22 protein-coding genes and 2 tRNA genes are annotated in these 25791 nt (G+C 66.8%); 12 read left to right on the top strand and 12 right to left on the bottom strand.

What is annotated here, in order from left to right:
- Positions 1-246: 246 nt before the first annotated feature.
- Entirely contained in the window at positions 247-1476 is a 1230-nt protein-coding gene (dksA, locus tag AC5P5X_RS03075) for an RNA polymerase-binding protein DksA (RefSeq protein WP_111188839.1), read from the top strand.
- A gap of 371 nt (positions 1477-1847) precedes the next feature.
- Here the strand turns inward: dksA and AC5P5X_RS03080 are convergent, their stop codons facing one another.
- Genes AC5P5X_RS03080 through cysS form a run of 3 tightly spaced genes read right to left on the bottom strand, consistent with a single transcriptional unit; the run spans position 1848 to position 4975 of the window.
- The gene (locus tag AC5P5X_RS03080) at positions 1848-3095 is read right to left on the bottom strand and encodes an MFS transporter (RefSeq protein ID WP_005414014.1); all 1248 of its coding nucleotides are present in this window, start codon (positions 3093-3095) and stop codon (positions 1848-1850) included.
- Positions 3092-3544, bottom strand: coding sequence for a SufE family protein (locus AC5P5X_RS03085; RefSeq protein WP_005410372.1), 453 nt, complete (start codon positions 3542-3544; stop codon positions 3092-3094). Before AC5P5X_RS03085 ends, AC5P5X_RS03080 begins: the two co-directional genes overlap by 4 nt.
- Before the next feature lie 54 nt (positions 3545-3598).
- Positions 3599-4975, bottom strand: a complete 1377-nt coding sequence (gene cysS / locus AC5P5X_RS03090; protein WP_005410371.1) for a cysteine--tRNA ligase — start codon at positions 4973-4975, stop codon at positions 3599-3601.
- Positions 4976-5162: 187 nt separating this feature from the next.
- On the opposite strand from cysS, the gene AC5P5X_RS03095 reads away from it, so the two are divergent.
- The 11 genes from AC5P5X_RS03095 (at position 5163) to AC5P5X_RS03145 (ending at position 16553) form a co-directional block, all read left to right on the top strand.
- Positions 5163-5726, top strand: a complete 564-nt coding sequence (locus tag AC5P5X_RS03095) for a glycine zipper 2TM domain-containing protein (protein ID WP_024958440.1) — start codon at positions 5163-5165, stop codon at positions 5724-5726.
- Positions 5727-6060: 334 nt separating this feature from the next.
- Positions 6061-7071: an N-acetylornithine carbamoyltransferase gene (locus tag AC5P5X_RS03100; protein WP_111188838.1), complete on the top strand. Its 1011-nt coding sequence runs from the start codon at positions 6061-6063 to the stop codon at positions 7069-7071.
- A gap of 119 nt (positions 7072-7190) precedes the next feature.
- Positions 7191-8387 carry an argininosuccinate synthase gene (locus AC5P5X_RS03105; RefSeq protein ID WP_111188837.1) on the top strand — a complete coding sequence of 399 codons (1197 nt, stop codon included), beginning with the start codon at positions 7191-7193 and terminating at the stop codon, positions 8385-8387.
- 151 nt (positions 8388-8538) lie between these two features.
- Positions 8539-9627, top strand: coding sequence for an acetylornithine deacetylase (locus AC5P5X_RS03110; RefSeq protein WP_005410367.1), 1089 nt, complete (start codon positions 8539-8541; stop codon positions 9625-9627).
- Positions 9628-9652: 25 nt separating this feature from the next.
- Positions 9653-10981: an acetylglutamate kinase gene (locus AC5P5X_RS03115; protein ID WP_111188836.1), complete on the top strand. Its 1329-nt coding sequence runs from the start codon at positions 9653-9655 to the stop codon at positions 10979-10981.
- A gap of 3 nt (positions 10982-10984) precedes the next feature.
- Positions 10985-11587 carry a GNAT family N-acetyltransferase gene (locus tag AC5P5X_RS03120; RefSeq protein WP_111188835.1) on the top strand — a complete coding sequence of 201 codons (603 nt, stop codon included), beginning with the start codon at positions 10985-10987 and terminating at the stop codon, positions 11585-11587.
- Positions 11584-12537, top strand: a complete 954-nt coding sequence (gene argC, locus AC5P5X_RS03125; protein ID WP_111188834.1) for an N-acetyl-gamma-glutamyl-phosphate reductase — start codon at positions 11584-11586, stop codon at positions 12535-12537. The genes AC5P5X_RS03120 and argC overlap by 4 nt, the downstream gene beginning before the upstream one ends.
- A gap of 20 nt (positions 12538-12557) precedes the next feature.
- Entirely contained in the window at positions 12558-13853 is a 1296-nt protein-coding gene (argH, locus tag AC5P5X_RS03130) for an argininosuccinate lyase (protein ID WP_088430019.1), read from the top strand.
- A complete protein-coding gene (locus tag AC5P5X_RS03135) occupies positions 13853-14116 on the top strand; it encodes a YciI family protein (protein ID WP_005414003.1) in 264 nt (87 codons plus the stop codon). The genes argH and AC5P5X_RS03135 overlap by 1 nt, the downstream gene beginning before the upstream one ends.
- 11 nt (positions 14117-14127) lie before the next feature.
- Positions 14128-15285: a glutamate 5-kinase gene (gene proB, locus AC5P5X_RS03140; protein ID WP_099480726.1), complete on the top strand. Its 1158-nt coding sequence runs from the start codon at positions 14128-14130 to the stop codon at positions 15283-15285.
- Positions 15282-16553: a glutamate-5-semialdehyde dehydrogenase gene (locus AC5P5X_RS03145; protein WP_111188833.1), complete on the top strand. Its 1272-nt coding sequence runs from the start codon at positions 15282-15284 to the stop codon at positions 16551-16553. Before proB ends, AC5P5X_RS03145 begins: the two co-directional genes overlap by 4 nt.
- A gap of 135 nt (positions 16554-16688) precedes the next feature.
- Here the strand turns inward: AC5P5X_RS03145 and pgaD are convergent, their stop codons facing one another.
- From pgaD to cydB, 9 genes are all read right to left on the bottom strand, one after another.
- Positions 16689-17159 (bottom strand): poly-beta-1,6-N-acetyl-D-glucosamine biosynthesis protein PgaD, encoded by a 471-nt coding sequence (gene pgaD / locus AC5P5X_RS03150; protein WP_005410359.1) that lies wholly within the window; start codon positions 17157-17159, stop codon positions 16689-16691.
- On the bottom strand, positions 17156-18412 hold the full coding sequence (gene pgaC / locus AC5P5X_RS03155; RefSeq protein ID WP_111188832.1) for a poly-beta-1,6-N-acetyl-D-glucosamine synthase: 1257 nt from the start codon (positions 18410-18412) through the stop codon (positions 17156-17158). Before pgaC ends, pgaD begins: the two co-directional genes overlap by 4 nt.
- Position 18413: 1 nt before the next feature.
- Positions 18414-20300 carry a poly-beta-1,6-N-acetyl-D-glucosamine N-deacetylase PgaB gene (gene pgaB / locus AC5P5X_RS03160; protein ID WP_005413999.1) on the bottom strand — a complete coding sequence of 629 codons (1887 nt, stop codon included), beginning with the start codon at positions 20298-20300 and terminating at the stop codon, positions 18414-18416.
- A 1-nt stretch (position 20301) separates the two neighbouring features.
- Entirely contained in the window at positions 20302-22329 is a 2028-nt protein-coding gene (gene pgaA, locus AC5P5X_RS03165) for a poly-beta-1,6 N-acetyl-D-glucosamine export porin PgaA (protein WP_049460533.1), read from the bottom strand.
- Positions 22330-22673: 344 nt separating this feature from the next.
- On the bottom strand, positions 22674-23879 hold the full coding sequence (locus tag AC5P5X_RS03170; protein WP_033832954.1) for a CynX/NimT family MFS transporter: 1206 nt from the start codon (positions 23877-23879) through the stop codon (positions 22674-22676).
- A 221-nt stretch (positions 23880-24100) separates the two neighbouring features.
- Positions 24101-24177, bottom strand: a tRNA-Pro gene (locus tag AC5P5X_RS03175).
- Between the two features lie 140 nt (positions 24178-24317).
- Positions 24318-24394, bottom strand: a tRNA-Pro gene (locus tag AC5P5X_RS03180).
- Between the two features lie 55 nt (positions 24395-24449).
- Positions 24450-24566 carry a cytochrome bd-I oxidase subunit CydX gene (gene cydX / locus AC5P5X_RS03185; protein WP_005410354.1) on the bottom strand — a complete coding sequence of 39 codons (117 nt, stop codon included), beginning with the start codon at positions 24564-24566 and terminating at the stop codon, positions 24450-24452.
- Positions 24567-24624: 58 nt separating this feature from the next.
- Positions 24625-25776 carry a cytochrome d ubiquinol oxidase subunit II gene (gene cydB, locus AC5P5X_RS03190; RefSeq protein WP_005410353.1) on the bottom strand — a complete coding sequence of 384 codons (1152 nt, stop codon included), beginning with the start codon at positions 25774-25776 and terminating at the stop codon, positions 24625-24627.
- Positions 25777-25791: the final 15 nt, after the last annotated feature.

Consider the following 25791-nt stretch of genomic DNA (forward strand, 5'->3'; position numbering starts at 1 on the left):
AAGGCCGCATTTGTGCAGGATGGGCCGTTGGTCGCATGTCGCCGATGGCCTGCGACCGGTACCAGCACCTGCGGGTGCTGGCCAGGTTCCGTACCGCGCAAGGCGGTCCGTGTTCGTCGGACTGCCTCCAAGGGCGCCTTGACTCCAGGACTGAATGGAGCAGGGTGCCGAGGTTGCTGCTGCGGGTCGGGTAGGCTATAAAGGCCCGCTTTCCCGGGCCCCGGGGAATCCAAGGAAGAGCGTTTCGTGGCTGCTAAAAAAACTGCAAAGAAGGCCGCAACGGCCGCCAAGAAAACCGCCAAGCCTGTTGTGAAGAAGTTGGCGGCAAAGCCCGTTGCCAGGAAACCGGCCAGCAAGCCGGCGACCAAGGCAGCGTCCTCGCAACCGGCGGCCAGGAAGGCCACCGCAAAGAAAACGCCGGTCAAGGCAACCAAGCCGGTGGCGAAGAAGGCTGCTGCGCCCGCCAAGGCCAAGCCTGCCGCTGCCAGCAAGAAGGCGCCGGTGGTGAAGAAGGCCGCCAGCAAGGCCGCGCCGGTGAAGAAGGCTGCCGCCAAGCCAGTGGCGAAGAAGGCAGCAACCAAGCCGGCGCCGAAGGCGGTGGTGAAGAAGGCTGCAGCCAAGCCGGTCGCCAAGCCCGCAGCAAAGAAGGTCGCTGCGGCCAAGCCGGTCGCCACGCCTGCCGCTGTAAAGAAGGTTGCCAAGAATGTTGCCGCGCCGGCCGTAAAGCCGACCCCGGCCCCAGTAGTGAAGTCCGCACCGAAGCCTGCTGCCAAGCCGGCTCCGGCCAAGCCTGTCCCGGCCAAGACCGTGGAAGTGGCAGCAGCCCAACCGGCCTCCAAGCCGGCCCCGGCCGCCGCTCCTGCCGCCTCGAAGGCCCCGCAATCCAAGAATCCCGTGCCCGTTTCGAAATCGCCTGCCAAAACCGCCGTGAAATCCGATTCCGCCCCGAAGACCGTGTCGCGCCCTGTCGGCAAGGTTGCCGTGGCCGTCGCCGCCCGCTCGGCGGCACCGGCCCCGCGCAGCAAGTACAAGGTGGTCGAGTACAAGACCGACGAGGCCACCGGCCGCCCGATCCTGCCGGCTGGCTACAAGCCGTCCTCGGAAGAGGAATACATGAGCCCGCTGCAGCAGGAGTACTTCCGCCAGCGCCTGCAGAACTGGCGCGCGGACCTGGTGGAAGAGTCCAAGCAGACCATCGAGAACCTGCGCGAGGAAGTGCGTGATATCGGCGACGAAGCCGAGCGTGCGACCCGCGAGACCGAGAACTCGCTGGAACTGCGTACCCGCGACCGCTATCGCAAGCTGATCGGCAAGATCGACAGCACCCTGAAGCGCCTGGAAGCGGGCGACTACGGTTACTGCGTCGACACCGGCGAGGAAATCGGCCTGGAGCGCCTGGAAGCGCGCCTCACCGCCGAACGCACCATCGACGCCCAGGAGCGTTGGGAGCACCTGCAGAAGCAGCAGGGCGACTGATTCCCGCTCGTTGTATGGTCATGCAGAAAACCCGGCTTCGGCTGGGTTTTTTGTTGGGGGATCGTTGGTAAGCGACCGTGGCTGGCACGGGCAGTTGTGGCCGTTGACTTGGGTCCGCCTTGTAGCGAGCCGAGCACCGCAGGGGAATCGGGGGCGAAGAGGCGCCGCTGTTTGAGCGCAGCGAGTTCGGCGCCGTCCCCTGATTCACCGAGGAGCGCAGGGCACCGGTGCGCAGCACCGGCTCGCGGATGGCGGCGCGTTTCTTTGGTTACTTTCTTTGCGCGCGCAAAGAAAGTGACAAACCCATTCATCGAGGGAAAGTAACGTGGCCAGTCAAACGCCCGGCGCCGCCGAACGCGCTCTCCGCAGGGTCACTGCAGATCACGCAAATTCAGTTTCCGCAGCGTCGGGTTCTTCCACGCGGTGATCCCGGCCACGCTCAGCACCGCAAACCCACCCAGCACCACTGCAGGCACCAGCCCCAGCAGACGGGCCATCGTGCCGGCATAGAACGCGCCCAGCTCGTTGGACGAACTGATGAAGATGCCGTTGATCGACGACACCCGTCCGCGCATTTCTTCCGGCGTGGCCAACTGCAGGATGGTCGAGCGGATCACCACCGAGACGCCATCGAAGGCCCCATAGAACAGCAGGATCAGCGCCGACAGCCAGAAGTGCTGCGACAGGCCGAAGCCGATCACGCACAGGCCGAACCCCGCCACCGCGAACAGCAACACGCGGCCGGCATTGCGGTGCAGCGGGTGGCGGGCCAGCCACAGGCCCACGCACACCGAACCGAGCGCCGGCATCGCGCGCAGGATGCCCAGGCCTTCCGGACCGTGGTGCAGGATTTCGTGCAGGAAGGCCGGCAGCATCGCCACCACGCCGCCCAGCAGCACCGAGAACATGTCCAGCGCCATCGCGCCGACCATGATCCGGTTGCCGACCACGAATCGCGCGCCTTCGGCGATGCTCTTGAAGATCGGCGCGGCCGGACCGGTGTGCACCGGCTCCTCCACTTTCAGCGTGGCCAGGCAGGCCATCGCCACCAGGGCAAAGGCCGTAGCCACCGCGTAGGACAGGCCCTTGCCGCCGAAGCCAACCAGCACGCCGCCCAGCGCCGGGCCGGCCACCATGCCGGCCTGGAACACCACCGCGCCGAGGCCGGCGCCGCGCGCGAACTGATCGCGGGCCAGCACGCGGGCGAACAGTGCGTTGTAGATGGGCGAAAGAAACGCACGGACCATGCCGGTCAGGGCGATGGCCGCATAGATGGGCCACACGCCCTCGAACGGCAGCCAACCCGTCGCAACGCCGGTCAGCACCAGCGCCGTGGCGATCAGCCCGGAACAGGCGACCATGCCCAGCCGACGGCGCGGCAGGTGGTCGACCAGATAGCCGGCGAACGGCGCCACGCAGAAGAACGGCAGCACCTCGGCCAGGCCGACCAGGCCCAGCGAGAACGGATTGCGGGTGACTTCGTAGATGTGCCAGCCGACGGTGACCGCCACCACCTGGTAGGACAGCATCGCGAAGATGCGGTAGGCCAGCAGCTTGGCGAAACCGGGCCGGGACAGCAGGCCCAGCGCGGTGTCTTCGGCTGTGGCAGGCTCGCTCACGACGGGTCGCGCTGCAGCTGGGCCTGCGCGGTCTCGCGGATGAAGGCCAGCATCGCCGCCACGCCGTTGCTGCGGGTGGGGGAGAGGTGACGGGCCAGGCCGATGTCCTGGATGTAGCTGGGCTCGGTGTCCAGGATTTCCTGTGCCGAGCGCCCGGAGTACACGCGCAGGGCCAGGAAGATCAGGCCGGAAACGATGGCCGAATCACTGATGGCATGGAAGCGCAGCGACTGCGCGTTGCCTTCCGGCACGATCCAGACCATCGACTGGCAGCCGAGCAGGCGGTGCTCTTCGGTCTTCCATTCGTCCGGGAAGGCGGGCAGCTTGCGGCCGAGGTCGATCAGGTACTGGTAGCGCTCGGACCAGTCGCCGAAGAAGCCGAATTCCTCGGCGATGGCGGTCTGGGCCTCGGCGGCGGTAGGTTCAAGCGGGAACGGGGAGTCGGTCACAACAGTCTCTACAGTGGGGGCGTGGCCGGCGGGCCGGCCACGGGGCAGGGCAGGTCAGCCGCGCTTGCGCGACCAGCGCACGCCCTGCGGGGTGTCTTCCAGCACGATGCCTTCGGCGGCCAGCTGGTCGCGGATGGCATCGGAACGGGCGAAATCACGCGCTTTCTTGGCCGCAGCACGCTCGTCGATCAGGCCCTGGATGCGGGCATCGTCGCCGTCATCGCCCGCAGCGGTACCGAACCACTGCGCCGGATCGGCCTGCAGCAGGCCCAGCGCCAGGCCGGCGCCGAGCAGCTCGCCCTTCAGCCGTGCCTGTTCGGCCGGGTCGGTGGCGCGGCGTGCATCGGCGGCGATGCGGGCCACTTCGGCCAGTGCCTGCGGGGTGTTCAGGTCGTCATCCAGGGTCGCCTCGACGCTGGCCGGGATCACCGCGCTGGCTTCGATCGACGCCAGCTCGCGCAGCGTGCCGTACAGGCGGTCCAGGGTGCGCACCGACTGCTCGATCAGGCCATCGGACCAGTCCAGCGGCTGCCGGTAATGGGCCGACAGCAGGGCCAGGCGCAGCGCTTCCGGCGGATGCTGGCGCACCAGGTCGTGTACGCGCTCGATGTTGCCCAGCGACTTGCTCATCTTGGCGCCGCCGAAGTTGAGCATGCCGTTGTGCAGCCAGTAGCGGGCAAAGATCCTGCCGCCATGCGCGCATTCGCTCTGCGCGATCTCGTTCTCGTGGTGCGGGAACTGCAGGTCGACACCGCCGGCATGGATGTCGATGGTCTCGCCCAGATGGGCGGCCGCCATCGCCGAGCATTCGATGTGCCAGCCCGGGCGGCCGCGGCCCCAGGGCGATTCCCAGCCGGGCAGGTCGTCGCTGGACGGCTTCCACAGCACGAAATCGCCCGGATCACGCTTGTAGGGGGCGACATCGACGCGGGCGCCGGCCAGCATCTCTTCCGGATCGCGTCGCGAGAGCTTGCCGTAGCCGTCGAAGCTGGCCACCGCGAACAGCACATGGCCTTCGGCGGCATAGGCATGACCATTGGCGATCAGCTGCTCGATCATGGTGATGATCTGCGGCATGTGCGCAGTCACTTCCGGCTCGATGTCCGGCGGCACCACGCCCAGCGCGGCCATGTCTTCACGGTAGGCGGCGGCGAACCTGTCGGTGATGGTGCTGATCGGCACCCCCTGCTCGCGTGCAGCGGTGTTGATCTTGTCGTCCACGTCGGTGATGTTGCGCGCGTAGCGCAGGCCACCGAAACGCCGCCGCAGCAGATCGGCCAGCACCCCGAACACCACCGGGCCACGGGCGTTGCCGATGTGCACGTAGTTGTAGACCGTGGGGCCGCACACATACAGGGTCGGACAGGCCGGATCGAGCGGGGTGAACGGTTCGAGCTGGCGAGTCAGGTTGTTGTGCAGGCGCAGGGTCATGGGGCTGTGGCTGGGGGACAAGCCCGTGATTTTAGAACGTGTCGGCCCGCTTTGGGGCGCCGATTGCCACCGGTGGACGCCGGCTCCACCCAAGGTGGGGTGGGCAGGAGCGGCGTGGACGGGTAATGTTCAGCCCCTTGCGCTCGTCACTGCCTACACTATTGCCGTGTCCTTGCTCCCGTCGCCACTGAAATCCACCGCGTTGCTGACCCTGGCCTGCCTGTCGGCGACGGCCGCCGTGGCCCAGGCGCAGGAGGCCGAGCCGCGCAACCGGGTGGTGATCGTCGAGAATGTGAAGTTCGACTATGCGCAGGTGCTGAACGTCGAGCCGGTGTTCCAGACCCTGCGCGCGACCCGCACCGAGGAGCATTGCGAGCCGATCTCGACCCGCACCTTGGCCCCGGTCAACGTCACCGGTGAAGAGCCGGTCGAGGACAAGGGCCGGATCAGCCGCTTCTGGGACTCGGTGCGCTCGATGTTCAAGCGCAGCGATGAAGAGGTCTCCGAGGAGACCGCCGCCGAGACGCCTGCCCCGGCACCGGCCAACAACGGCCCGATGCTGACCCGCGACTGCCGCATCGTGCCGGTCGGGCGTGAATTCCGCCGGCCGATCGCCTATGACGTGGATTACGTCTACAAGGGCACCAAGTACCGGTCGCGCCTGCCGGAAGACCCCGGCAACCGGCTGAAGATCCGGGTTTCGATCACCCCCTGGGTCGGCCCCGAGCAGGGCGCCGCCGGTAATCCCTGATTCTGCGACCCCGGCCCCTTGCGTCGGCCCCGGCCGCATGCAAAGATTGGCGGCCATGAAGCTCACCGACTTCCAGCACGACAGCAGCGCAGCCCGACAGGCGTCGGGCATGACCTCGCGTGCGCGTCGACCGGAACCCCACATCCTCGCTGGGTAACCGGAGCTTTCTGCTGTTCGTCCGAAAAAAACCCAGCCCGCCGGCTGGGTTTTTTCGTTTCCGCGCTTCAAAAATGCATGTGCTGAAAGCTGCAACTGCAACCTTTTCGATCCACCTTTGCTTCCTGCTTTTCCCTTCCACCGCGTCGAACCCGGCGCCGCCACGCAAGGAAAGATGATGTCCCCCAAGCACTTCCTGAACACCCAGGACTGGAGCCGCAGCGATCTTGACGCGCTGCTGACCCAGGCCGCGCTGTTCAAGCGCAACAAGCTCGGCGACCAGCTCAAGGGCAAGTCGATCGCGCTGGTGTTCTTCAACCCCTCCATGCGCACCCGCACCAGCTTCGAACTGGGCGCGTTCCAGCTCGGCGCCCACGCGGTGGTGCTGCAGCCGGGCAAGGATGCGTGGCCGATCGAGTTCAACCTCGGCACGGTGATGGACGGCGATACCGAAGAACACATTGCGGAAGTGGCCAAGGTGCTGGGCCGTTACTGCGACATCATCGCCGTGCGTGCGTTCCCCAAGTTCATCGACTGGGCCTACGACCGCCAGGACATCGTCCTCAACAGCTTCGCCAAGTATTCGCCGGTGCCGGTCATCAACATGGAGACCATCACCCACCCGTGCCAGGAACTGGCCCACGTCATGGCCCTGCAGGAGCACTTCGGCACCCAGGACCTGCGTGGCAAGAAGTACGTGCTGACCTGGACCTACCACCCCAAGCCGCTGAACACCGCCGTGGCCAACTCGGCACTGACCATCGCCACCCGCATGGGCATGGACGTGACCCTGCTGTGCCCGACCGCCGACTACATCCTCGACGATCGCTACATGGGCTGGGCCGAGCAGAACGTGGCCGATAGCGGCGGTTCGCTGAAGATCAGCCATGACATCGACAGCGCCTACGCCGGCGCCGACGTGGTCTACGCCAAGAGCTGGGGCGCGCTGCCGTTCTTCGGCAACTGGGAGCCGGAGAAGCCGATCCGCGACCAGTTCAAGCACTTCATCGTGGACGAGCGGAAGATGGCACTGACCAACAACGGTGTGTTCAGCCACTGCCTGCCGCTGCGCCGGAACGTGAAGGCCACCGACGCGGTGATGGATTCGCCGCAGTGCATCGCCATCAACGAAGCCGAGAACCGCCTGCACGTGCAGAAGGCGATCATGGCGGCGGTTGCCGGGCGCTAGATCGAACAAGGGGTAGAGCCGACCGTTGGTCGGCTGCTCTCGCAGCGGCGCATCCATCATTCCAGCCGACCAACGGTCGGCTCTACCGAATTCCCATCCCCCAAGTGGACCTGACTCCCATGAGCAACAAAGACGTCGTTCTCGCCTTCTCCGGCGGCCTGGATACCAGCTTCTGCGTGCCGTACCTGCAGGAGCGCGGCTACAACGTGCACACCGTGTTCGCCGACACCGGCGGCGTGGATGATGAAGAGCGCGATTTCATCGAAAAGCGCGCCGCCGAACTGGGCGTGACCAGCCACGTCACCGTCAACGGTGGCCCGGCGATCTGGGAAGGCTTCGTCAAGCCGTTCGTGTGGGCCGGCGAAGGCTACCAGGGCCAGTACCCGCTGCTGGTCTCGGACCGCTACCTGATCGTCGATGCCGCGCTGAAGCGTGCCGCCGAACTGGGCACCAACATCATCGCCCACGGCTGCACCGGCATGGGCAACGACCAGGTCCGCTTCGACCTGGCCGTGAAGGCGCTGGGTGACTACCAGATCATGGCGCCGATCCGCGAGATCCAGAAGGAACACACCCAGACCCGCGCCTACGAGCAGAAGTACCTGGAAGAGCGCGGCTTCGGCGTGCGCGCCAAGCAGCAGGCCTACACCATCAACGAGAACCTGCTGGGCCTGACCATGTCCGGCGGCGAGATCGACCGTTGGGAAGCCCCGGGCGAGGGCGCCCGTGGCTGGTGCGCACCGCGCAGCGAGTGGCCGGAACAGGCGCTGACCGTCACCCTGAAGTTCGTTGAAGGCGAAGCCGTTGAACTGAACGGCAAGGCGCTGCCGGGCGACCAGATCCTGGCCCAGCTCAACAAGCTGTTCGCCCCGTATGGTGTCGGTCGCGGCGTGTACACCGGCGACACCGTGATCGGCCTGAAGGGCCGCATCGTGTTCGAGGCCCCGGGCCTGGTTTCGCTGCTGGCCGCACACCGCGCGCTGGAAGATGCGGTGCTGACCAAGCAGCAGAACCGCTTCAAGCCGGACGTGGCGCGCAAGTGGGTGGAGCTGGTGTACGAAGGCTTCTACCACGACCCGCTGAAGACCGACATCGAAGCCTTCCTGAAGTCCTCGCAGGCCAAGGTGAACGGTGAAGTGGTGCTGGAAACCCGCGGTGGCCGCGTCGATGCAGTGGCGGTGAAGTCGCCGCACCTGCTCAACACCAAGGGTGCCACCTACGCGCAGTCGGCCGACTGGGGCGTGGAGGAGGCCGAAGGCTTCATCAAGCTGTTCGGGATGAGCTCCACTGTCTATGCGCAGGTCAATCGTGGTTGACCTGTGACGGGGTGCCGGCCGCTGGCCGGCGCCTCGCAACATCGATGGAGGGTAGTGCCGGCCGCTGGCCGGCTCGTGGCACGGCTGGATCATTGCGGAGCCGGCCAGCGGCCGGCACTACCGATTTCGAACCCTACGGATATTCAGACACATGCTTGAACAGACGCTCGATCACCTGCAGGCCCTGGTGTCTTTCGACACCCGCAACCCGCCGCGTGCGATCACCACCGGTGGCATCTTCGATTACCTGCGCGCGAACCTGCCCGGCTTCAACGTCGAGGTGATCGACCATGGCGCGGGCGCGGTCAGCCTGTACGCCGTGCGTGGTACGCCGAAGTACCTGTTCAACGTGCACCTGGATACGGTGCCGGACTCGCCGCACTGGAGTGCCGACCCGCATGTGATGCGGCGCCTGGACGACCGCGTGGTCGGCCTGGGCGTGTGTGATATCAAGGGCGCGGCCGCTGCACTGGTGGCTGCGGCCAATGCCAGCGATGGTGATGCCGCGTTCCTGTTCTCCAGCGATGAAGAAGCCAACGATCCGCGCTGCATCGCCGCGTTCCTGGCCCGCGGCATTCCGTACGAAGCGGTGCTGGTGGCCGAGCCGACCATGAGCGAAGCGGTGCTGGCGCATCGCGGCATCAGCTCGGTGCTGATGCAGTTCGCCGGTCGTGCAGGGCACGCCTCGGGCAAGCAGGATGCGGCTGCCAGCGCGCTGCACCAGGCGATGCGCTGGGGCAACCGCGCGCTGGACCATGTGGAATCGCTGGCTTCGGCGCGCTTCGGTGGGCTGACGGGCCTGCGCTTCAACATCGGCCGCGTCGAAGGCGGGATCAAGGCCAACATGATCGCACCCGCTGCCGAAGTGCGCTTCGGCTTCCGTCCGCTGCCGTCGATGAACATCGACGCGTTGCTGGCCACCTTCGCCGGTTTCGCCGAGCCGGAAGCGGCGGTATTCACCGAAACCTTCCGTGGCCCCAGCCTGCCGGCCGGCGACATCGCCGAAGCCGAGAACCGCCGCCTGCTGGCACGTGACGTGGCCGATGCGCTGGAACTGCCGATCGGCAACGCGGTGGACTTCTGGACCGAAGCCTCGCTGTTCTCGGCCGGTGGTTACACCACGCTGGTGTTCGGCCCGGGTGACATCGCCCAGGCCCACACCGCCGATGAGTTCGTGACGCTGGAGCAGTTGCAGCGCTACACCGACGCCGTGCACCGCATCATCGCCGCCGGCGCCTGATTCTTCCCTTTCCGACGAAACCGAAATGCCTCCTGCCCTCCAGCCCCATCGCCAGACCCGCCAGACCATCGTGCGCCTGCTTTCCAGCATGGCCAGCGCGAAGGAGATCAGCCAGTACCTCAAGCGCTTCTCGCAGCTGGATGCCAAGCGCTTCGCCGTGGTCAAGGTCGGCGGCGCGGTGCTGCGCGACGACCTCGACGCGCTGACCTCTTCGCTGTCGTTCCTGCAGGAAGTCGGGCTGACCCCGATCGTGCTGCACGGCGCCGGCCCGCAGCTGGATGCCGAACTGTCGGCCGCCGGCATCGAGAAGCAGACCGTGAACGGCCTGCGCGTGACCTCGCCGGAAGCGCTGGCGATCGTGCGCCGGGTGTTCCAGCAGTCCAACCTGCGGCTGGTCGAGGCGCTGCAGCAGAACGGCGCGCGCGCCACCTCGATCACCGGCGGCGTGTTCGAAGCCGAGTACCTGGATGTGGATACCTACGGCCTGGTCGGCGAAGTGAAGAAGGTCAACCTGGCACCGATCGAGGCCAGCCTGCGCGCCGGCTCGATCCCGGTCATCACCAGCCTGGGCGAGACCGCCGGCGGCCAGATCCTCAACGTCAACGCCGACTTCGCCGCCAACGAGCTGGTACAGGAACTGCAGCCGTACAAGATCATCTTCCTGACCGGCACGGGCGGCCTGCTGGACGAGGCGGGCAACGTGATCGATTCGATAAACCTGTCCACCGAGTACGACCACCTGATCGCGCAGCCGTGGATCCACGGCGGCATGAAGGTGAAGATCGAACAGATCAAGGATCTGCTCGACCGCCTGCCGCTCGAATCGTCGGTGTCGATCACGCGCCCGGCCGACCTGGCCAAGGAACTGTTCACCCACAAGGGTTCGGGCACGCTGGTGCGCAAGGGTGAAAAGGTGCTGCGCGCCACCGCCTGGAACGAACTGGACCTGCCGCGCCTGAAGGGCCTGATCGAATCCAGCTTCGGCCGCGCGCTGGTGCCGGACTATTTCGAGAAGACCAAGCTGTTGCGTGCCTACGTCAGCGAGAACTACCGCACCGCGGTCATCCTCACCGACGAGGCAGAGGGCGTGTACCTGGACAAGTTCGCCGTGCTCGACGACGCGCAGGGCGAGGGCCTGGGCCGTGCGGTCTGGAACGTGATGCTGGAAGAGACGCCGCAGCTGTTCTGGCGCTCGCGCCATGGCAACCCGATCAATCACTTCTACTACGCCGAATCCGACGGCTGCTACAAGCAGGACCACTGGAAGGTATTCTGGTTCGGTGCCGATGGCATCGACCGGATCAAGACCTATGTCGATCATTGCGCGCAGCGCACCCCGAGCCTGCAGGGCTGAGCAATGAGCAACCTCGATGCCTGGAACACGGTTCCTACCCTGCGCGGCCAGCACGTAACCCTGCAGCCGATGCAGATGGAACACGTGCCCGGCCTGCGCGATGCGCTTGAAGGCAGCGGCCTGGACCAGCTCTGGTACACCCAGGTGCCGTCGCCGGAACAGGCCGAGACCTATGTACGGGCCGCGCTGCAGGCGCAGAGCGAAGGCAAGGTGCTGCCGTTCGTGATCCGTGATGCGGCTGGCGGAATCGTCGGCAGTACCCGTTTCTATGACATGGATGCCGGTGTGCCGAAACTCAGCCTCGGCTACACCTGGTATGCGCCGCGCGTGCAGCGTACCGGCGCCAACACCGAAGCCAAGCTGTTGCTGCTGCAGCACGCCTTCGAAACGCTGGGCTGCATCAGCGTGGTGCTGGAAACCAGCTGGTTCAACGCCACCTCGCGCACTGCCATCGCCCGCCTCGGCGCCAAGCAGGACGGCGTGCTGCGCAATCACAAGCGGCATGCCGACGGCACGCCGCGCGACACCGTCATCTTCTCCATCATCGACGCGGAATGGCAGGGCGTTAAGCGCCACCTGCAGTACCGCCTGGACAGCCACGCATGAACGATTCGACCTTTACCCTTGGCATCGTCGGTGCCCGCGGCCATACCGGCGCCGAGCTGATCAAGCTGGTGGCCGCCCATCCGCGGCTGGAACTGGCTTTCGTCTCCTCGCGCGAGCGCGCCGGGCAGCGCCTGTCCGACCATCACCCGGAATTCCAGGGCGATCTGCAGTACGAGAACCTGGACGCCGACGCGGTGGCGGCCAAGGGTGTGGACGCGGTGATCCTGGCCCTGCCCAATGGCCTGGCCGCACCGTTCGTGGTTGCGCTGGAAGCGGCGAAGCCGGACACCGTCATCGTCGATCTCTCGGCCGACTATCGCTTCGACAACAGCTGGTACTACGGCCTGCCGGAACTGACCCGCGGCCGCTACAACGGCCAGAAGCACATCAGCAACCCGGGCTGCTATGCCACGGCGATGCAGCTGGCGGTGCATCCGCTGCTGGACCTGCTGGCCGGTCCGCCGCAGTGCTTCGGTGTCTCCGGCTACTCCGGCGCCGGTACCACGCCGTCGGACAAGAACAACGTCGAACTGTTGGCCGACAACCTGATGCCCTACGCGCTGACCAACCACGTGCACGAGCGCGAGGTGTCGGTGCAGCTGGGTGTGGCTGTTGAATTCATGCCACATGTCGCGCCGCATTTCCGGGGCATCACGCTTACCGCCAACCTGTGGCTGAACCGCGTGCAGACCCGCGAACAGATCGTCGAGCGCTTCCAGCAGGCCTATTCCGGCGAACCCCTGATCGACGTGGTGGATGAAGCGCCGTGGGTCAGTCGCATCGCCGGCCGACACGGTGCCCAGGTCGGTGGCTTCACGCTCGCGCCGGGCGGCAAGCGGGTCGTCGTGGTGGCGACCCTGGACAACCTGCTCAAGGGCGCGGCCACCCAGGCCATGCAGAACCTCAACCTCGCGCTGGGCATCGACGAACTGATGTCCATCCCGCACTGAACACGCCTTCCGGAGCCCCCATGGCAGACCTTCTTTGGCAGAAGCCCGGCGTCGCTGTCGACGCCCAGATCCAGACCTTCCTCGCCGGCGACGACGTGATCCTCGACCGCGAGTTCTTCCTGCATGACATCGCCGCCAGCGCCGCACATGCACAAGGCCTGCAGCACATCGGCATCCTCAGTGCCGACGAGCTGGACGGCCTGCTGCGCGAACTGGAGGTGCTGGCGCAGGACTTCCGCGAAGGCCGCTTCGTGCTCGATACCCAGTATGAGGATGGCCACTCGGCGATCGAAGCGCGCCTGACCGGACGCCTCGGCGATGCCGGCCGCAAGATCCACACCGGCCGCAGCCGCAACGACCAGATCCTGGTCGCCACCCGCCTGTGGCTGAAGGAGAAGCTGCAGCGCGTGGCACAGCTCAGCGCCGAAGTGGCCAAGGTCGCGCTGGACCGCGCACAGGCCGAGAAGGACCTGCCGATTCCCGGCTACACCCACATCCAGCGCGCCGTAGTGTCCTCGGCCGGCATGTGGTGGGCGGGCTGGGCCGAGGCCTTCATCGACAATGCCATCCGCGCGCGTGACACCCATGCGCTGGTCGATGCCAATCCACTGGGCACGGCTGCCGGCTATGGCGTGAACCTGCCGCTGGACCGCGAGCACACCACGGCTGCGCTCGGTTTTGCGCGCATGCAGATCTCGCCGATCTACGCACAGCTGTCGCGCGGCAAATTCGAGCTGGCCGCGCTGGAAGCGCTCGGTGGTGCCACGCTGGACCTGCGCCGCATCGCCTGGGACCTGTCGCTGTTCACCAGCGCCGAGTTCGGCTTCGTCGCGCTGCCGGCGCAGTACACCACCGGCAGTTCGATCATGCCCAACAAGCGCAACCCGGACGTGATCGAGCTGATGCGTGCGACCCACGCCAGCGTCGCCGCAGCGCGCACCGAGATCGAGCAGCTGCTGTCGCTGCCGTCGGGCTACCACCGCGACCTGCAGTCGTCCAAGGGTGCCATCTTCCACGGCTTCGGCCGTGGCCTGGCCGCGCTGGAGCTGCTGCCGGCGCTGCTGGCCAACCTGGAATGGCGTGACGACAAGCTGCGTTCGGCCATCGATTCGGGCATGTATGCCACCGACGTGGCGGTGGAAGCGGCCGTGGCCGGCGTGCCGTTCCGTGAGGCTTACAAGGCCGCTGCGGCCGGTGCCGACAGTGCAGGGCAGGGGCGTACCCCGGAAGGCAGCCTCGCCGCGCGCGTGTCGCCGGGTTCGGCCGCCGACCTGCGCCTGGACGAACTGCGCGCGCGCTGGCAGGCGCTGTCCTGATGGCGGGCACTGTCTACCTGGTGATGGCGATGCGCCGGCCGGACTTCAACGATGCAGCGGTGCAGCCGCACCGCGATTTCCTCGATGCGTTGCAGGCGCAGGGCAAGCTGCAGCTGACTGGTGGTTTCGCCGACGGCAGTGGTGGCGCCTATGTGCTGTGCAACGTGGACAGCCTGGCGCAGGCGCAGGCCATCGTCGCCACCGATCCGCTGGTGACGATGCAGGCCTCCGAGCTGACCGTGCACGAATGGAACACCCGCTGAGAGACTGACTGATGACCCTGCACGCCGCCAACGCCGCTTCGCCGTTTCCGCAACAGGCGCTGCCGCCGTGGCGGCGTGCGGTGCTGAAAGTCGGCAGCAGCCTGCTGGCAGCCGATGGCGGCGGCCTGTCACCACGCCACGCGCTGGGCCTGGCCCAGTTCGTCTCGGCCAATGTCCTGGCCGGGCGCGAGGTGGTGATCGTGTCTTCCGGCGCGGTCGCTGCCGGGCGCGCGATCCTGCCGCGGGCCGATGAACCTGGCGCGGCGATGGCGGCGCGGCAGGCGCTGGCTGCGCTCGGCCAGGCCCAGCTGATCGGGCTCTGGCAGCGCTTCTTCGAGCGCCCGGTGGCGCAGGTGCTGCTGACCCATGACGACCTGCGCAACCGCCGCCGCTACCTCAACGCCCGCGCAACGCTCAACGAACTGCTGCGGCTGGGCGCGTTGCCGGTGGTCAACGAGAACGACACCGTGTCGGTGGACGAACTCAAGCTCGGCGACAACGACAACCTGGCCGCCACCGTGGCGGCGCTGGTCGATGCCGATGCGCTGTTCATCGCCACCGATATCGATGGCCTGTACAGCGCCGACCCGCGCACCGTGGCCGACGCGCGGCCGCTGCACGACGTGCCGGAACTGAGTGACGAGGTGCTGGCGATGGCCGGCGGCGCCGGCTCGCGCGCCGGTACCGGCGGCATGCGGACCAAGCTGGAAGCGGCAGCGAAGGCGGGTCGTCTCGGCATCGAAACCTATCTGTTCAATGGCCGTAGCGGTGACGTGGTACGCGCGCTGGCCCAGGACCGCCTGTTCGGTACCCGTATCCACGCCGCGCGCAGCCGTGAGGCGGCCCGCAAGCACTGGCTGCGGCACGCGCCGCTGGTCGAGGGTGCGATCGTGATCGATGCCGGCGCGGCGCAGGCGATGCGCGAGAAGGGCGCCTCGCTGCTGCCCGGCGGCATCACCGGCGCGGAGGGCATGTTCCGCCGTGGCGACATGGTGCAGGTGTGCTGGAACGCGCCACAGGGCCGCGTCTGCGTGGCGCGCGGCGTCAGCCAGTACGCGGCCGATGATGTGCGCCGGATCGCCGGCCGCCATTCGCGCGACATCGAGGCCGTGCTGGGCTACAACTACGGTGGCAGTGTCGTCCATCGCGACGATCTGGTGCTGCCATGACCGGTTTGAAGGACTCCCCGATGAGCGAAATCGAAGCGCAGGCGCGTGCCTGCCGTGACGCGGCCCAGATCGTTGCCGGCCTCGACAGTGCGGCGCGCCGCACGCTGCTGCTGGCAATGGCCCAGGCACTGGAAGTGAATGCCGGGCTGATCCTGGCCGGTAATGCGCGCGACCTTGCCGCTGCGCGCGAGAAAGGCATTGGCAGTGCCATGCTCGACCGCCTGGCGCTGGACCCGGCACGCCTGTTCGCGATGGCCGAAGCCGTGCGTGAGGTCGCCGCGCTGCCCGATCCCGTCGGCCAGATCACCCGCGACGATGTGCGTCCAAACGGCATCCGCGTGCAGAAGGTGCGCGTGCCGCTGGGCGTGATCGCGATGATCTACGAGGCGCGCCCGAACGTGACCGCCGAAGCGGCTGCGCTGTGCCTGAAGGCCGGCAATGGCGTGATCCTGCGCGGTGGTTCCGAAGCGATCCACTCCAACACCGCCATCGCGCAGGCTCTGGCCGGCGCCCTGCAGGCCAATGGCGTACCGGCGGCGGCAGTGACCGTGCTGACCGACCTGCGCCGCGAAGCAATGCTGGAGCTGCTGCAGCTGCATGAACTGATCGATCTGGCGATTCCGCGCGGCGGCGAAGGCCTGATCCGCTTCGTTGCCGAGCATGCGCGGGTGCCGGTGATCAAGCACTACAAGGGTGTCTGCCACCTGTTCGTGGATGCCAGCGCCGACCTCGGCAAAGCCATCGACCTTCTGGTGGACGGCAAGTGCAGCCGTCCGTCGGCCTGCAACTCGCTGGAAACCCTGCTGGTGCATCGTGATGTGGCCGAAGCCTTCCTGCCGCGCGTGGCGCAGGCGCTCGGTGAGCGTGGCGTGGAGCTGCGCGCCGACACGAACGCGCAGCCGCTGCTGCCGGGCAGCACCGCCGCCAGCGAAGACGACTACGCTGCCGAGTTCCTCGACCTGGTGCTGGCCGTGCGGGTGGTTGACGACCTCGATGCGGCCATCGCGCATATCCGTGCCTATACCTCCGACCATACCGAAGTGATCGTCACCGAAGACGCCGGCCATGCCGAGCGCTTCGTCAACGCACTGCGCTCGGCGGTGGTGATGGTCAATGCCTCGTCGCGCTTCTCCGACGGTGGACAGCTGGGCCTGGGCAGCGAGATCGGCATTTCCACCACGCGCCTGCATGCGTACGGCCCAATGGGCCTGGAAGCACTCACCGTCGAACGATTCGTCGTGCGCGGTGAAGGGCAGACGCGCAAGTAGATCCACGCGATGCGCGGATGCCCTTCGCGGTAGACCCCGGTGCCGACCAAGGTCGGCGCCCACCAGGCCCAAGCGCCGACCAGGGTCGGCAGCTACCCAAGCAAGCGCCGACCCGGGTCGGCGACTACCGGGGCGTCACACCACCTCGCGGCGGATACCGATCGGCCGCGCGTGATCGTCCATGTGCAGCGTGGCGGCCTTGCAGCCCAGCAGGCGCTCGGCAAGGCCGGTGCTGGCACCCAGATCGGCCGCGACTTCATTGAGGCTGGCCAGCGGTCGCGGCAGGCGTCGCTCGTGGCCACGGAAGCGCGCGCGGTTGTACTCGGCCCAGCCGATCAGCAGCACGCTGGCACACAGCAGCATCAGCGGCAGTGCCACCAGCACATAGGGGTCGAACTGGCTTTGCCGTTCGTACAGCTGCTGCCAGGCCAGCTGGCCGCCGATCAGCCACGAGAACAGGGTCACCAACGGTGCCCACAGGTAGAAGTAGAACCCCCAGAACGCGAGGGTGACGAAGCCCCAGGCGGTGCGCTGGAAGCGTGGTTGGCGATGCGGCTTGCGGATCATCCGCGAGTCGAAGCGGTTGGACGGGCGTTGTGCGTTCATCGGATCCCCCGATCGGGACTGGTCCAGGTGGCGCGCTTGCTGCGACGGCGCAGCAGGGTCTTCGGCAACGCCACCAGGGTGGTGGAAAGACTGATCAGCCAGTACGCCATCGGGTACCAGATGACCCAGAAGTAGTTGCGTCCAATCTGTGTTTCGTAACGACGGTCGATGATCAGGCTGCTGGCGAACTGCATCAGGCAGACCAGGGCCAGGATCACGCCATGCCATTGCGGCAGCAGGCTGCCGATGTACAGCTGCGGCGGCATGTCGATGAGCTTGCCCAGCACCCACAGCACCACGATGAACAACATGGTGTAGGCCCAGATCACGCTCAGCACGTACTCCAGCAGTACGCCCCACATGCGCCGTTCCTTCCAGTGCAGCAGTGAACGCGCATGCCGCAGCATCACCTCCACGCCACCCTGCGCCCAGCGCAGCCGTTGCCGCCACAGGCCCTTCAGCGTTTCCGGCATCAGGATGAAGCACAGCGCGTTGGGTTCGTAGCGGATGTCCCAATGCGCACGCTGCAGGCGCCAGCTGATGTCGATGTCCTCGGTCACCATGTCGTCCGACCACCAGCCGACCTGGTGCAGGGCGGTGCGGCGAAAGCCGGCGATCACTCCGGAGATGGTGAAGATGCGCCCGTACACGCGCTGCGCGCGCTTGATCATGCCGATGATCGAGGAGAATTCGGCCACCTGCAGGCGTCCAAGCAGGGTGGAACGGTTGCGGATGCGCGGGTTGCCGGTGACCGCACCGACGCGGTTGCCGCTGACCAGGTGCCAGACCATCCAGTGCAGGGCGTGTTCCTCCAGCATGGCATCGCCATCGATGCACACCAGGTACTCCGAGCGGGCCGCCAGCGCACCCATGCGCAGCGCGTTGGCCTTGCCGAGGTTGCGGTCCAGGTGCAGCACGCGCAGCCGCGGATGCTTCGCCGCCAGCACGTCGAGCCGGGCGCCGGTGTCATCACTGCTGCCATCGTCGATGGCGATCACCTCGTAGTCGGCCGGATAGCGCTGTGCCAGCGCCGCGCTGAGTGTGTCGTCGAGGTTCGCGGACTCGTTGTGGCAGGGAATCAACAGGCTCGCGAACGGTGGATCGACCATCAGCGGCGGGTCGTTGCGTGGGCGCGAATGGCGTTCGCGCCGGAAGTAGTAATACAGGCCGCCCGACATCCAGAAGAACGCCATCACCATCGGGTAGTAGAAGGCGAACTGGAACAGGACCTGCAGCAGCGGGTGCATGTCCATGTCACTTCTCCGGGTACGGGAAGTTGCCGGCGGACATCGCCGCGCGGGCATCATGGGTGGAAGGCTGGCCGGCGATGAAGTCGTCCGGGTACCAGGCGAAGTGGTGCACGCCCTGCGCCTGCAGCTGGCGGATCTGCGCGCGCAGGCGCTCGGCGGGAATCGGCTGCCCGCTGCGCCAATCGACGGTCTGCAGTTCGAACAGGGTGTGCTGCAACTGGGGATCGTGCGCACGCACCGCGGCCAGCAGCTGGTCGAGCCAGCGTTCCGGATGCCTGCTGCCTTCCATCCACGGCATCGCCATCAGTGCGGTCTGGTCGTAGGCCTTGTTGAACAGGTCCAGGCGCTGCGCGAACCAGGCTTCGCTCTGCGGACGCAGCACCGGCTCCGCGTACAGGTTGCGCACCGTGGCCAGCTTCGGCCGCCAACGCTGCGCACTGTCGCGCAGGGCCAGGGTGAAGTCGATCAGCGCCCGGGTGCGAGCGCTGCCATCGTCGCCGGCCGCCAGCGTGGGCAGTTCTGTGTCGCGCAGGTAGCCATCATCATGGAAGAGCAGGCCTTCGAAATACGAATTGACGGCCAGATCCTCGTAGATGTCGAGCATGATCTGGCGTGCCTTCGGATTGGTGAAGTCCAGCCGGTACATGCCGTCGGCATCGCCGTTGTGGATCGCCAGTGCCTTGCGCTGCACGGGGTCGGGCAGCTCGAAGCCGAGCACCGGCAGCCATGCGTAGACCTTCACCCCCGCGCGCGACTTCAGCTGCCAGGCGACCCGGCTGAACAGGTCCGCGCGCATCGGCATGTGCCGGTTGGGGAAGTACAGTGCATCGGCGGTGTTGTTGCCGTCGGGATCGGCGAACGCCTGCAGGTAGACGTGGGTGGGCGAGATGCGTTTGACCCGCTCGATCAGCGCATCGAGGTTGCGCCCTTGCTGCGCCGGGTCCGGGTCGTACACATCATCCAGGTCGACCTGCAACGCGCGGATGCCGTCGAGCGCAACGTCGCGCCGCAGCTCGTAGGCCAGGCCCTCCACGGTCGGGTTGTCGCTGACCAGGAAGCGCGCCAGCCCATGCAGGTCGCTGGCCACTGGTGTGCTGCGGCCTTCCAGATCGAAGGACACCGGCATGCCCAGCTGTTCGGCGATGTCGTTGCTCAACTGGTTGTAGGCCGCGTACGGCCAGACGATGGCGCGCGGGCGCACGCCCAGATGCTGCTGGATGCGCTGCACGCTGCGGCCGAGATCGGCGCGCAGGCGCTGCTCGTACTGCGCCTCGCTCTCGTAGCTGCGCGTGGCCGGCCGGTAGATGCGGGTGACCACCGCTGGCGTCGAATTGCCCTGCGGATTGGCAAGCACTCCGTGGTGCAGGTCGTCTGTATGGCTGGCCACTTCGATCAGGCCGCTGTCGTGCATCTGCTTCAGCTGCGCCCAGGTAACGAAGTCATCGTGGCCGAACGGCCGGTAGCCATAGTCGATCGTGCGCCCGGGCGCCATGTCCACGTAATCGGTGATCACTGCCACCAGCGCCGGGTAGCGGTACGCCTGCAGCAGCGGGAACGCCTTGTCGTAGACGCTGCGCAGGCCATCATCGAAGGTCAGCAGTACCGGTTTCGGTGGCAGCGTGGCGCGTCCCTGGGAGGCGTCGATCACCTGCGACAGCGACACCGGGTGGTAGCCGTGTGCCCCCAGCCAATCCAGGTGCGCGGCGAAGTTCTGCGTGCTCACCGCGTAGGTATCGGCGTCGCCCTTGGCCGCGACCCGGTCGCGGATGTCGTGGTAGCTGAGGATCAGCAGGCCGTTGTCAGTGGCATCGAGATGCAGGGCCTGCTGCGCGAACGCCGGCGGCGTGGCGGCCAGCAGCAGGAGCACGATCAGTCGCAGGATGCGGGCCATGTCACTCTCCCCAGCGCAGTGCGGCTTCGAAGCCGATATGACGCTCGCGGTGGCCGTCGTAGACCGGCCGCGACCAGCGCACGCCGTACTCGAACACGCGGCCCTGGCCCAGCTGCCATTCGTGCATGTAGGACACCGAAGGGACCAGAGCGCTGCCGAAGCCGTCCTGCCAGTAGTCACCGAGCGAGACCGTCAGGCGGTGCCGGAAGTGGCGCTCGTAGTGCCGCCACAGCTGCTGGTCGATGCGCAGCCCGATCTCGACCATGCGGTCGCGCTTCGGGTTGAAGTAGGGCGCGTCGTCGCGGCTGCCCCGGCTGGTGTAGGCACTGGCCAGGCCGTCGATCAACCAGCGCGGGCGGGTCAGCAGGCGCTGTTCGATGCTGGTGCTGAACAGCTCGCGGTGGTTGCCGTCGTCGTAGCGGAAGCGGCTGGCGCCGAACATCCAGTGGGTCAGCTCGCTGCGCCGGTAGTCGACCTGCGCGCTTACGCTGTCAGCGCTGATGCCCGCCACGCGCGCCTGCATCGAGGCTTCCGGGTCATTGCGTGCGGCCACCAGCCCGGCATGCCAGTAATCGTTGAACTGCCAACCCACGCCGATGCGCAGGCCGGTATCGCCAATGTGGTCGTTGGCGCGCAGTACCGCCGCTTCCGCATCCAGCTGGCCAAAGCGGTAGCGTACGCCCGCGCCCAGCCACAGCGGGTCGATGCGCTGGTCCTGGAAGTCGACCGAGCGCCTGTCGGCGAAGGCGAACAACCGCCAGCGGTCGTCGAGCACCGGTGTCTGCACTTCCATGCCGTAGTGACGGTCGTTGTTGCCCAGCGGCGAGGTGCCGCCACCGCCGGAGCTGCGACCAATGTCGGTCCATGCCTTCAGCTGCCAACCGCGATGCGCGCGCCAGGCCTGGTCCATGCGTTCGACGGCGGGTTGGGTCGGGTAGCGTGCGACAAGATCGTCGTGCAGTGGCCTTGCCAGGTCATCGCGCTGCAGGGCGACGTAGGCCTCCTCCATGCCCAGCCGCGGCTCGATGTCGCGAGGGTCCAGCGCATGTGCCATCTGCTGGCGCTGCAGTGCCATGCGTGGCCATCCGCGCATCATGTACACGCTGCCCAGCGCGCTCTGCAGGCCGCCGTTGCCCGGTGCGATGTCGACCATCGATTCCAGGTCGTGCTGTGCGGTGCGCAGGTCGCCGCTATAGGCGCGTACCATCGCCAGATTCAGGTCGGCCTCGTAACGTGACCAGTTCGCGTACGGTGACTTGCCGTTGCTCCAGCGCCACGCCGGCTCCTTGTCACGCCAGGCCTGCAGCAGGTCGATCGCCTTTTCCTGCTGCTCGCTCTCCAGGTAGGCATAGGCCAGTTCCGAATGCGAGGCATCGCGTGTCGGGTCGCCGGCCACTGCCGCCTGCAGCACCGGTATGGCTTCTTCCGGATGCAGGGTGCCCATCAGCGAATCGCCGACCGCAGGCAGCACATAGTCGGGCAGGGCATGGCCTTCGGCCTGCAGTGCGCGGGCTTCCTCGCGCACCTGCGCATGGCGGCCCAGCCGGTTGAGCAGGATCAGCCGGTCCATGCGGACGCGAAGCGGCGCCTGCGCGGGCGGGGTGCCTTCGCTGCCCAGGTAGCGCTGCATGCGCGCCAGGGTCGATTCGGCTTCTTCCAGGCGGCTGTCTTCGCTGCTGCTGTAGGCCAGGCTCCAGACCACCAGCTTGGCCAGGTAGTCGCCTTCGATGCGTTGCTTCTGTGCAGCGTCGAACAACTGCGGGCGCTGCTGGTACAGCTCCCAGGCGCGCCAGGCGTTGCCGATGTCGCCCAGGGTCAGTACGCGCAGCTTGAACAGCAGGTCGTCGTTGGGTTGCTCTTGGCTGGCGCGCTCGATCGCGCCGAGGGCATCCAGCCAGCGGGCCTGGTCGCGGTAGCGGCCGATCTCGGCCAGGGCCGCCTCGCGGTCAGGCGAGGCAGCGCTGCTGGCCCAGGCCAGGGCGGTACAGGCAAGGCCGACGCAGAGCGCCAGCCGGCGGTGGACAACCATTGGGGACCCGCTTGGCTTCCGAACCAGACAACCTGAGAAATGTGACGCACATCACATGCCAGCTTTTGGCGTGGCCGTGGCCCGCGTCACTCCCTTCGTGCATTCCCGTCCAGCAAGGACGGATACAAACCCGGACAGCGACCTGCAATGTCTTGTCTGAAACGAGAGTCCCCCGCACACCGAATGGCGGCCTGGGCGGCGCTGCCGCCCCCATGCCCGATGCCGGCACGCGGCAAGGATGGGCATTCGTGGGCACTATCCGCCCGGAATTGTCAGCCCGGTGTCAAAATGCGCAGACGGGCTGACGAGCGGTAGGTAGGGCCGGTTGCGAGGCCCTGCGCGGCTTACCAGAGGTCTTCCAGCTTGCGCGGCTTGCAGGCCACCCAGGAGGCGCACAGCATCAGGGTGGCGCAGCCGAACAGGAAGCTGAACGGGAGCGTCCAGCCGTTGCTGACCGTATGCAGCCAGCCGACCAGGAACGGCCCCAGGCAGCTGAAGCTGTAACCCACGCCCTGCATGAAGCCGGACAGTGCCGCCGAGCCGGTGGGGGTGCGCGTGCGCAGGTTGATCAGGGTCAGCGCCAGCGGGAAGGTGGATGGACCGACGCCGAGCAGGCACGCCCACAGCAGGGGGGCCTTCATCGGTGCCAGCAGCAGGCCGGTGAAGGCGATCACGAACGAGAAGAAGCCGATCAGCACCAGCGGGAACGGGTTCTGCATGCGAACTGCCATGGATGGAATGACCAGCGACGGCAGCAGCCCGAGCGCCGAGAACACCGCCACCATCACGCCACCAAAGGCCGGTGTGCCGCCGGCCTCGACCACGATGCGTGGCAGCCAGGTGAACATCGAATAGGTCATCAGCGAAGTCATGCCGAACATCAGCGTCATGCTCCAGCCCAGTGAGGTGCGCCAGACTTTCCCATGCGGCTGTGCGGCCGGGTCGGTGGCATCTGCCTGCGGCTTCGGTGCGCGCCTGGCCAGAACCAGCCACGGCAATGCTGCGGCCAGTGCCAGCAGTGCCCACATGCCCAGCGACACGCGCCAGCCTGCGGCGTTGGCCACCGGCACCGCCAGCAGCGCCGGCAGCATGGTGCCCAGCTGCAGCACGCTGATGTAGAGCGTGCTCATGGTGCCGACCTTGTTGGCGAAATAGCGCTTCACCAGCGGCGGCACCACCACGTTGCCGATGCCCATGCCGGCCAGTGCCACCACCGAACCCAACAGCAGCGTGCCGACGTTGCCGGCGCTGGAACGCAGCAGCAGGCCGGCCATCGCCATCACCATCGCCAGCAGCGTGGTGCGCTCCAGGCCCAGGCGCCGCGCCAGCGCCGGCGTGGCCACGCCGAACAGTGCGAACGACGCGGTCGGCAGCATGCCCAGCACGCCGGTCATGGTGGTACCGAAACCGAACTGCTGGCCGAGCACGTCCAGCAGCGGGGTGATCGAGGTGACCGCGGTGCGCAGGTTGATCGCTGCCAGCAGGATCGCGGCGAATGCGAGGACGCGGCCGTGCAGCAGCGACGGCGAATCGGAAGTGGAGGAACTCATCGGTGGTCCTTGCAGGTGTCGCACGCCGGGGCAATGGCATGCAGCGCCGGCATCGGTCTACGCCGAAGCGGCAGGTGGGGGAGGGGCTGCTGGCGGGCCGGCAGCGCGGCCATTGTACGTGCGGGCTCCGGCAAGGTCCCGTCATGCGGGCGGCCAGGTGCCTGATACAAAAAAACCCGGAGGACAGTGATGTCTTCCAGGCTTCTTGGTGACCACCGAAGTGGTCGGGGAGACAGGATTCGAACCTGCGACCTCTACGTCCCGAACGTAGCGCTCTACCAGACTGAGCTACACCCCGAAGGGAGCCGCCTATTCTAGCGATTCACCCCGATGGCGGCAAGGGGTGAATGCTGTTTTCTTCACACTGCCGAAGCAGTGCCACTTCAGGGAACAAAAAAGCCTGGACGACTTCACCAGGCTTCAATGCGACCACCGAAGTGGTCGGGGAGACAGGATTCGAACCTGCGACCTCTACGTCCCGAACGTAGCGCTCTACCAGACTGAGCTACACCCCGAAGGAGCCGCCTAAGATACCGTGTGAAGGCCAAGGCGGCAAGGCTTTTTTACAGCTCAGCGACGATTTTCCTTCTCGATGCGGTTCTGCTCGCGGGCTTCGAACCACATGCCGTTGAGGATGGCCACCGTCGAGGCGAGGCCGGCACCGAGAATCCAGGCGAAATACCACATGATCAGTCTCCTTCATTCCGGGTAGGTGCCGACCGTTGGTCGGCACACGTGCAAGCAATCAATACGCGTTCGGGTTGTTACCCATCTCTTCGGTGGTGGTCTTGCCCTTCAGCACGCGGTACACCCAGGTGGTGTAGGCGAGGATGATCGGCAGGAATACCGCCGTGGCCAGCAGCATGATCCACAGGGTCAGGTGGCTGGACGAGGCGTCCCACACGGTCAGGCTGGAGGTGGGCTGGCTCGAGGACGGCAGCAGGAACGGGAAGATCGCAAAGCCGACGGTCAGGATGATGCCGGCGATGGCTGCCCCGGAGGCGATGAAGGCCAGGCCGCCGCGACGGGCCCGCAGCAGTACCGCACTGGCCAGCAGGCCGGCCAGGCCCAGCAGCGGCGCCAGGATCGTGGCCGGCATGGCGCTGTAGTTGCGCATCCAGCCACCGGCGGCGCCGAGTTCGGCGGTCTTCAGCAGCGGATTGGTGGCGCCGTCGGTGACCACCTGCGAGGTGATCTGGTAACCCGGCAGGCCGAAGGCCACCCAGGCACCGCCCACCGCGAACAGCACGAAGGCGATGATCGCGGCGATGCTGCCGAAACGGGCCGCACGTTCGGCCACCGGGCCGTCGGTCTTCAGCACCAGCATGGCGGCACCGTGGGCGACCAGCATCGACACGCTGAGCAGGCCGGCCAGCAGCGCGAAGGGCATCAGCAGGCCGAAGAACGAGCCGGTGTAGAAGATGCGCATGCTGTCATCGAAGTGGAACGGCACGCCCAGCACCACGTTGCCCACCGCCACGCCCATGATCAGCGCCGGGATGAAGCCACCGATGAACAGCGCCCAGTCCCAGGTGTTGCGCCAGCGCTCGCTGGGCATCTTGCTGCGGAACTTGAAGCCGACCGGTCGCAGGATCAGCGCGAACAGGATCACGAACATCGCCAGGTAGAACCCGGAGAAGCTGACCGCGTAGAGCGGCGGCCATGCGGCGAAGATCGCGCCGCCGCCCAGGATCAGCCACACCTGGTTGCCTTCCCATACCGGACCGATGGTATTGATCACCAGCCGGCGCTCAGCGTCGTTGCGGGCGACGAAGGGCAGCAGGGTGCCCACGCCCAGGTCGAAACCATCCATCACGGCGAAACCGATCAGCAGGATGCCGAGCAGCAGCCACCAGATCACGCGCAGCGTGGTGTAGTCCAGAAGAATGAAATCCATCTTGGTTCTCCTGCC

This window comes from Stenotrophomonas sp. YJH_SMC_91 (assembly GCF_059368495.1).